5 protein-coding genes are annotated in these 6204 nt (G+C 70.6%); 3 read left to right on the top strand and 2 right to left on the bottom strand.

Features of this window, described 5'->3' with window-relative positions:
• Position 1: 1 nt before the first annotated feature.
• Positions 2–646, bottom strand: coding sequence for a DedA family protein (locus OG407_RS10370; protein WP_405857124.1), 645 nt, complete (start codon positions 644–646; stop codon positions 2–4).
• A gap of 307 nt (positions 647–953) precedes the next feature.
• Here OG407_RS10370 and OG407_RS10375 point away from each other — a divergent pair, with 307 nt between their 5' ends.
• The 3 genes from OG407_RS10375 to OG407_RS10385 all read left to right on the top strand — a co-directional run bounded on the left by OG407_RS10375 (position 954) and on the right by OG407_RS10385 (position 5847).
• On the top strand, positions 954–2663 hold the full coding sequence (locus OG407_RS10375; RefSeq protein ID WP_405857126.1) for an ABC transporter ATP-binding protein: 1710 nt from the start codon (positions 954–956) through the stop codon (positions 2661–2663).
• A complete protein-coding gene (locus tag OG407_RS10380) occupies positions 2660–4705 on the top strand; it encodes an ABC transporter ATP-binding protein (protein ID WP_405857128.1) in 2046 nt (681 codons plus the stop codon). Before OG407_RS10375 ends, OG407_RS10380 begins: the two co-directional genes overlap by 4 nt.
• A 65-nt stretch (positions 4706–4770) precedes the next feature.
• Complete coding sequence (locus OG407_RS10385) at positions 4771–5847, top strand: iron-siderophore ABC transporter substrate-binding protein (RefSeq protein WP_405857130.1); 1077 nt, start codon at positions 4771–4773, stop codon at positions 5845–5847.
• Between the two features lie 62 nt (positions 5848–5909).
• Here the strand turns inward: OG407_RS10385 and OG407_RS10390 are convergent, their stop codons facing one another.
• A complete protein-coding gene (locus tag OG407_RS10390) occupies positions 5910–6119 on the bottom strand; it encodes an MbtH family protein (protein WP_405857132.1) in 210 nt (69 codons plus the stop codon).
• Positions 6120–6204 lie beyond the last annotated feature (85 nt).

Consider the following 6204-nt stretch of genomic DNA (forward strand, 5'->3'; position numbering starts at 1 on the left):
TTCACTCGCCGGCGGTTACCGGTTCGGGTTCGTTCTTCTCGGCCGACATTTTCTGCGCCCTGCGCTTTACCAGCAGCATGGAGGCGACGCCAACCAGTACCGCAGCCGCCAGGCCGAAGTACGAGAAGCGCTTGAGCCAGTCCTCGGCGACGATTCCCACGTAGTAGACGACCGCTGTGGTGCCGCCGGCCCAGATGACCCCGCCGAGGACGTTGGCGATCAGGAACTTCCAGTAGGGCATGCGGAGTACGCCCGCGAGGGGGCCGGCGAAGATGCGGAGGAGGGCGATGAAACGGCCGAAGAAGACGGCCCACATGCCCCACTTCTCGAAGGAACGCTCGGCGGTGGCCACATGGCCTTCGCTGAAGTGCCGGGGGAACTTGTTCGCGAGCCAGGCCAGCAGAGGGCGTCCGCCCTTGCGGCCGATCGCGTAGCCGATGGAGTCGCCGATCACGGCACCCAGGCTGGCGCAGGCACCCAGGACGATCGGGTTGATGCCCGAGTGCTGGGAGGAGAGCAGTGCCGCCGAGACCAGGACGATCTCGCCCGGCAGCGGGATGCCCAGGCTCTCCACCCCGATGACGAGTGCCACCACGGCGTAGACGGCCACCGCCGGAACCGAGTCGAGCCATTCCTGGACGTGCAACGCCGGTCCTCCTGTAACGCGCGGACTGCCTGTCTTGCCGGCATGCGCCTCGCGGAAAAACGGGCGCACTCCGGAAGCCTACCGCTCGGCATGGGACGGCAACGCCCCTCGTGCGACCGGTCGGACAGCGGCTCTGACACCGACCTGGGCAACTGCATGACGGCGGCCTGACAGCGGCCTCACAGCGGCTCTGACGACCGCATCGGAATCGCTCCGTTACGTGCCGGGAGGACCGAAAGGGCGTCGACCGCCCGAGATTCACTTAGAGTAGCCTTGCCTAAGTTGGCCGGTTTCCGGAGGGTGGCTGGTGGGAGCAGGGGAACTGTCGGGGCGGGATGTCCTGACGCGCTCGGTCAAGGGACAGACACGGCGTGTCGCGCTCGGCTCGGCGCTCGGAAGCGTGCACCAACTGGGGGAAGCCCTGGTGCCGGTGCTCATCGGTGTCGTCATCGACCAGGCCGTCGCCGGGCAGAACGCCGGACGTCTGGCGCTCTGGCTCGGCGTACTGGCCGTCATGTACGTGACGCTGTCCTGGAGTTTCCGGTTGGGCGCCAAAGCCGGTGAGCGCAGCGCCGAAGAGGCCGCGCACACACTGCGGTTGGCGATCGTGGGGCGAGTGCTCGACGCCCGTGGCGGTGCCGAGGAGGGACGACTCCCCGGGGAGCTGGCCAACGTCGCCACCGAGGACGCCAAGCGGGTCGGCGCGGTCAACATGGCGCTGATGGCGGGGATTTGGGCCTTCTCGGGTGTCGCCGTGAGCGCCGTGGCGCTGCTGCTGACGTCCGTGACGCTCGGGCTGATCGTGCTGCTGGGTACGCCCGTTCTGCTCTGGCTGGGGCATCTGCTGAGCAAGCCGTTGGAGCGGCGCAGCGAGGCCGAGCAGGACAAGGCCGCTCACGCGTCGGGCGTGGCCGCCGATCTGGTGGCCGGGCTGCGGGTGCTGAAGGGCCTCGGCGCGCAGGACGCCGCCGTCGAGCGGTATCGCCGGACGAGTCGTATCTCCCTTGCCGCCACGCTGCGTTCGGCGCGTGCCGAGTCCTGGCAGACCGGGCTGGTGCTCGCGCTCACCGGCGGATTCATCGCGCTGATCGCTCTCGTGGGCGGCCGGCTGGCGCTCAACGGGTCGATGACTCTCGGGCAGTTGGTGTCCGCGGTGGGGCTCGCGCTGTTCCTGCTGGGGCCGTTGGAGACGTTCGCCTGGGTCAACGCCGAGTTGGCACAGGGCCGTGCCTCGGCCGCGCGCGTCGCCGAGGTACTGGCCACCGGGCCCGCCGTCGTGGACGGCGACGACGCGGTCGCCGAACCCGTTCGCGGAGAACTGCGGCTGCGTGGCGTACGGCTCGGTGGGCTCGACGGTGTCGATCTCGACCTGCCCGCCGGGCAGTTGACCGGCATCGCGGTGACGGACCCGGCCGGAGCGGAGGCGCTGTTGCGGTGCCTCGGGCGTGAGACCGACCCGGAGTCGGGCTCTGTCGAGCTGGACGGCGTGCCCCTGACTCGGCTTGACCCGGCGGGACTTCGGGCCGTTGTGCTGGTCGCCGCGCACGACGCGGCGCTGTTCGAGGGCTCGTTGGCGGCCAACGTGACGCCGGAAGACGGCTCTCGCGGCGGAGAGGCCGATCTGCTCACCGAGCGCGCCATGGCCGCCGCCCGTGCCGATGAAGTCGCCGACTCCCTGCCGCACGGCACCGCGACCGGCGTCGGTGAGGGTGGGCGGTCTCTGTCCGGCGGCCAGCGCCAACGCGTCCTGCTGGCAAGGGCGTTGCGTGCCGAGCCGCCCGTCCTGGTCGTGCACGATCCGACCACCGCCGTCGACACGGTGACCGAGGCCCGTATCGCCGACGGCCTGCGCGAGTTCCGGCAGGGCCGCACCACGATCGTGGTGACCAACAGCCCCGCCCTGCTCGCCGTCACCGATCACGTGATCCTCCTCGACGCCGGCCGCGTCGGCGCCGAGGGCACCCACGCGGACCTCGTACGAACCGACGCGACCTACCGGACGGCGGTGCTGGCATGACGACGGGAGCCGAGGGGACGGGAGCGGGGCGGGTGGACGCGCGAGGGATGGACGCGGAGCGGGTGGACACCGGGCGGGTGGACACCGAGCAGGTGGGTGCCGGGCAGGTGGGTGCCGGGCTGACGCAAGCCGAGCCGGTCGACGCTGAGCTGGCCGACGCCGGGCGTCCGTGTGCCGAGCGGACGGAAACCGAGCCCGTCGACGCCGGGCGTCCGCGTGTGGAGCGGACGCCCGCCGACCCGTCGAACCCCGACCAGTCCGACCCCGAGCCCGACCGCACCCTCCTCCCCACCGCCACCCCCGCCCGCACCCGCGCCGCAGTGCGCGAACTCCTGCGCCCACAGCGGGGGTTGGCCCTCGCCGGGTTCGGGCTGCTGGTGCTCGCTACCGCCGTCGGACTGCTCACCCAGCCTCTGCTGGGTCACATCGTCGACATCGTCACCGAGCACCGCTCCCCCGACGCGCTCACCTTCCCGGTGGTCGCGCTGGCCGGAGTCGCTGTGGTCCAGGGCGTGACGACCGCGCTCGGCATGTCCCTCGTGTCACGGCTCGGCGAGACCGCGCTCGCGCGGCTGCGCGAACTGTTCGTCGAGCGGGCCCTGTCACTCCCCCTGGACCGGGTGGAGAAAGCGGGCTCCGGTGACCTCAACGCCCGTGTCACGCGCGACGTTTCGCGGGTCGCCGACGCCGTGCGCGGGGCGCTGCCCGAACTGGCGCGGTCCGCGCTGTCGATCGTGCTGACGCTGGGCGCGCTCGCCCTGCTGGACTGGCGGTTCCTCATCGCGGCACTCATCGCCGTGCCGGTGCAGGCGCACACCGCCCGCTGGTATGTGCGCAACGCCGTTCCCCTGTACGCCAAGGAGCGCATCGCCACCGGGACACAGCAGCAGCAGCTGCTGGACACCATCGGCGGGGCGCGGACCGTCCGGGCGTACCGGCTGCAGAAGGGCCACACCCGGCGGGTCACCGAACGCTCGCGCTCGGCGGTCGAACTGACCATGAGCGGCGTGCAGTTGATGCTGCGCTTCTACAGCCGGCTGCACATCGCCGAGTATCTGGGGTTGTCCGCGGTCCTGGTCACCGGGTTCCTGCTGGTGCGCGACGGTACCGCGTCGGTCGGTACGGCCACCGCGGCAGCGCTGTACTTCGCCAGTCTCTTCGGTCCGGTCAACACCGCGCTGGTGCTGCTGGACGACGCGCAGTCGGCAACAGCCGGGCTGGCACGGCTCGTCGGGGTCGTGGACGAGCCCGCGCCCAAGGTCGTCGACCGCGCGGACGACCGTACGACCGCCGCCGGACCCCCGTCCGTGACGCTGACCGGCGTCTCCCACGCGTATGTGCCCGGCCGCCCGGTGCTGCACGACGTCGACCTGGAGATACGGCCCAAGGAGCGGGTCGCGCTGGTCGGTACGACCGGTGCGGGCAAGACGACCCTGGCCAAGCTGGTCGCGGGGTTGCACCGCCCGCAGTCGGGCCGGATCGACGTCGGCGGCGCCGAACCGGACGAGGCAGGTCACCTGGTCGGACTCGTCACGCAGGAGGTGCACGTCTTCGCCGGGCCGCTCGCCGAGGATCTGCGGCTGGCCCGCCCGGACGCGCACACCGAGGAACTCCGGGAGGCGCTCGACACGGTGGGCGCGCTCGGCTGGGTCGAGGCGTTGCCGGAGGGGCTGGACACCGTCGTCGGTGACGGTGGTCATCGGCTGACCGCCGACCGTGCGCAGCAACTCGCCCTCGCCCGGCTCCTGTTGGCGGACCCACCCGTTGTCGTCCTCGACGAAGCGACGGCGGAGGCGGGCAGTTCGGGTGCGCGGCAACTCGACGAGGCCGCCGAGCAGGCGCTGCGCGGCCGTACCGCACTGGTCGTGGCGCACCGGCTCAGTCAGGCCGCCTCCGCGGACCGGGTGATCGTCCTGAGCGACGGCCGGGTCGTGGAGAACGGCACGCACGACGAACTCCTCACCGCCCAGGGGCAGTACGCCACCTTGTGGCACGCCTGGTCCGACAGCCGCTCAGCCGAGACCACCCCCGACACCCACTAGCCCCCCCGCGCTCAAGACCTGTCACCCCCCGCCGAACCCACCGCGACGAACAGAAGGATCATCCGATGCCCCGCGCCACCAGAGCTTCCCGGCTGTCCGGCCTGCTCGCCTCCGTAGTCCTGCTGGCCGTCACGGCGGTCGGCTGCGGTTCCACCAACTCCGGCTCCACATCGTCCGGTTCGAACACGTCGGGGTCGGAGGCGAAGGCCTCCGCGGACGCGTTCCCCGTGACGATCGCCCACAAGTTCGGCAGTACGACGATCAAGTCCGAGCCCAAGCGGATCGTCACCGTCGGTCTCACCGACCAGGACGCGGTTCTCGCCCTGGGCACGGTGCCGGTCGGCACGACCGAGTGGCTCGGCGGCTACAAGGGCGCCATCGGCCCTTGGGCGAAGGACAAGTTGGGCAGCGCGGCGGCGCCGACTGTCCTCAAGGACACCGGCACCGGCCCGCAGGTGGAGAAGATCGCCGCCCTGAAGCCGGATCTGATCCTCGCCGTGTACTCGGGTCTGACCAAGGCGCAGTACCAGAGCCTGTCGCAGTTCGCGCCGGTCGTCGCGCAGCCCAAGCAGTACAACGACTACGGCGTGCCGTGGCAGCAGCAGACCGAGGAGATCGGCAAGGCACTCGGCAAGGCCGACGAGGCCAAGACCCTGGTGTCGGGCGTCGAGGCCAAGTTCGCCGCCGCCAAGAAGGCCAACCCCGCCTTCGCCGGCGCGACGGCCGTCATGGCCACCCCGTACGAGGGCGTCTTCGTCTACGGCAGCCAGGACCCGCGCTCCCGCCTCCTCTCCGACCTGGGTTTCACGCTGCCGCAGGACCTCGACAAGGTCATCGGTGACACGTTCGGCGCCAACATCAGCAAGGAACGCTACGACCTCCTCGACCAGAAGGTCGCCGTGTGGATCGTGCCGGACACCACCACGGCCGTCACCAAGCTGCACAGCGACAAGATCTACGGCGATCTGAACGTGGTGAAGCAGGGCCGCGAGGTCTTCGTCAAGGAGACCAGCGACTACGGCAACGCGGTGTCCCTGTCCACGGTGTTGAGCATCCCCTACGTCCTGGACCGCATGGTGCCGCAGCTCGCGGCGGCGGTGGACGGCAAGACGTCGACGAGGGTGGAGCAGCCGGCGTCCTGACCCACGGAACGTGAAAGGGGGGCGGGTCCGAGGTAGTTCGGACCCGCCCCCCTTTCGTGTGCTCAGGCCCCGTCGACCTCGACCAGGCTCTTCGGCCTCATGTCCGTCCAGTTGGCCTCGATGTGGTCGAGGCATTCCTGCCGCGCGGCCGGTCCGAACGCGACCGTCCAGCCCGCCGGTACGTCCACGAAGTCGGGCCAAAGGCTGTGCTGGCCCTCGTCGTTGACGAGGACGGAGTAGACGCCGTCGGGGTTCTCGAACGGGTTGCTCATGTCGGGGTTTCCTTGCCTCTCTGATGCGGTCGGGTGAGTCAGGCGGTTGGGTAAGTCCGGTTGGATCAGGTCTTGTTCAGAGCTT

Origin of the sequence: Streptomyces sp. NBC_01515, from assembly GCF_045040345.1 — a bacterium.
GTDB lineage: Bacteria > Actinomycetota > Actinomycetes > Streptomycetales > Streptomycetaceae > Streptomyces.

Bases quoted from the DNA above. Each gene is read 5' to 3' on its own strand.
- OG407_RS10390 (WP_405857132.1), bottom strand. From the start codon at position 6,119: ATGAGCAACCCGTTCGAGAACCCCGACGGCGTCTACTCCGTCCTCGTC.
- OG407_RS10380 (WP_405857128.1), top strand. From the start codon at position 2,660: ATGACGACGGGAGCCGAGGGGACGGGAGCGGGGCGGGTGGACGCGCGA.
- OG407_RS10385 (WP_405857130.1), top strand. From the start codon at position 4,771: ATGCCCCGCGCCACCAGAGCTTCCCGGCTGTCCGGCCTGCTCGCCTCC.